Genomic DNA, 2,166 nt, shown 5'->3' with positions numbered 1-2,166 from the left:
CGATCCCAGTCCCACAGCCGGCGGTAGGGGACGGGCGCCACGGGGCTTTTTGGGGGCGCGCGTAGGCCGGGGTTCGACAGTTCGTTCGCGCGTCTAGGGAGAAAAATGGGTGTTGACCAGCATGTTCGTGCTGGTCGCTGCGGGGAGGTGTAGTGCCTAGGCGCTGGGGGTGATGTCGAAGAACTCGGGGGGTTCGTCGATGTCGAGGGCGGCGAGGATCCTGCGCTGGGCGTGGGTGGTCTGGGTGCGTTGCCGGATGGTGCCGGCCGGTCCGACGAAGGTGCCCAGGTGGAGGCGTTGGAGCTCGCGGCGGGTGTTGGCCCAGGTGTCGCCGGTGCGGGTTTCGGTGATGCGGATCAGCAACAGGGCGAGCCAGCACAGCAGGACGTGGGCGCGGATGCGGTCCTCGAGGCGGTGGTAGACGGGGCGCAGGTCCAGGGTGGACTTCATGTCGCGCCAGCCGCGTTCGACTTCGAGGAGCTGCTTGTAGCCGAGCGCGACGTCTTCGGCGGACAGGCTCGGGTCGGAGGTGCGTAGCAGGAACTTGCCGTCGAGGCGTTCCTCGGTGGCCACGGCGGCCCGGTCGATGCGGAGCTTGCCGGCCGGGGTGGTGCGCAAGAACCGCCGCAACCCCGCCGGCAGACCGGCCGCCAGCGCGGTGCGTTTCTGGTCGGCGAGGGCGTCGCTGCCGGTGATGCGTTCGGTCAGCGTCTCGATGAGCTGGTCGCGGACGATGCGGTCTCGTTCGGCGGCTTCGGGGTTGCGGCAGATCACGAACCGGTCCCGCATGGTGGCGTCGTCGATCACCACTTCTTTGACCCCCAAGTTGCCGGCGACGGTGTGGTAGCGGCCCTGGCGGGCCAGGGCGGCGTCGGCTTCGGGGGTGCCGCCACGCAGCTTCTCACCGAGGATGTAGTGGCCGCCGGCCCGTTGCAGGTAGCGGCGGTTCTCCGCCGAGGTGAACCCGCGGTCACCGACCCACACCACCCGGGTCAGCTTCCAGGCCCGCAGGTCATCTTTGACCTGGCGGATCAGGGCCGAGTCGTTGGTGTTGCCCGGCCAGCACCACACCCGCACCGGGATCCCTCCCCGGGTGACGGCCATCCCGATCACGATCTGGGGCAGATCGGCGCGGTGGTCCTTGGAGCGGCCCCACGTGCGGAACCCGACCGTGGCCCCATCCGCAGGTTCATCAGCCTGCTCGGTTTCGAAGTAGGTGGAGGTGGTGTCGAAGAACAACAGGTCGACCTCGAGGTTCAACAGGTCCGCGGTCGCCCAGTAGACGGCCTCGGCCAGCTCGGCCTCCACCTCCAACAACCAGTCCATGGCCCGATACAGCGGCTGAGGGTCATCGCCCACCTCGCCGAGACCGGGGATGTGAACGTCGGCATCGACCCAGCCCGCGCACGCCCGCTTCGACGATGCCGCCAAGGCACGGTTGGCGACCATGGCCAGCACCAGGCGCTCGGCCCGCTCATCGATACGCCGGTCGGCCAGCAAGCCCCGCAGCGTCGCGTCGACGCCGAGCTGGCGCCACAGACCGTCCAAGACCCACGCCCCGCCCAGCGGCGCCGAACCCACGAAGGACAGCTCACCGCCGGCCTGGGCAGTCAGTTGCTGTTCGGGCTCCAGCATCCGGGAGATCGACCGCACCAGCCGGGCCAGCGCGTCACGATCGACCTGGTCCTCCCGCCCGAAGCTGTGGATCACCTTCGCCTTCGACTGGCCAGCTTCGGGATCCCACTCGTTGTGAGCCAGCTGCAAGTACCGCACCCGCGACCCGTCCTTGCGGGGCCGCGACGTGATCGTCCGCAGATACATGCCTAACCACTACCACGAACACCCACGCCAACACGCGGACCCTGCCGGAATGACTTACCTAGGCAACCGAACCCGTTCGCTCGACCACAACCCGCTGACCAGCACATTCACCCCTCGCAACACCCGAAATCACGCCCGAACTGTCGAACTCCGGTGGAGGCGTCGATCGCATTCGAGCCATCGCAGGTGATCATCCATTCGAACGCCAAGTCGGTGCAGGAGGACTGGGACCCGCCCGACGTCGAGGTCGTCCGCCAGGTGCAGGATCACCGCGGGGTTGTGCCCGACATCTACGCTCCGGGCGGCTATCTCCTCGTCTCTCCCGCCGCGCAGGCGGGGCCGGTC

Annotated in this window: 1 protein-coding gene; it reads right to left on the bottom strand. The window is 68.4% G+C overall.

Annotated elements, in window-relative coordinates; translation table 11 throughout:
• Positions 1 to 156: 156 nt before the first annotated feature.
• The gene (locus WAW17_RS01390; protein WP_422331242.1) at positions 157 to 1,821 is read right to left on the bottom strand and encodes an IS1634 family transposase; all 1,665 of its coding nucleotides are present in this window, start codon (positions 1,819 to 1,821) and stop codon (positions 157 to 159) included.
• Positions 1,822 to 2,166: the final 345 nt, after the last annotated feature.

It is taken from the genome of Rhodococcus sp. (in: high G+C Gram-positive bacteria), assembly GCF_049286785.1.
GTDB lineage: Bacteria > Actinomycetota > Actinomycetes > Mycobacteriales > Mycobacteriaceae > Rhodococcus_F.
The sequence above is the reverse complement of the archived record's forward strand: the minus strand, read 5'-3'. Positions and strand labels throughout refer to the sequence as shown.

What these genes read in the sequence shown, in the direction of transcription:
- WAW17_RS01390 (WP_422331242.1), bottom strand. Translation starts at nt 1,821, where the DNA reads ATGTATCTGCGGACGATCACGTCGCGGCCCCGCAAGGACGGGTCGCGG.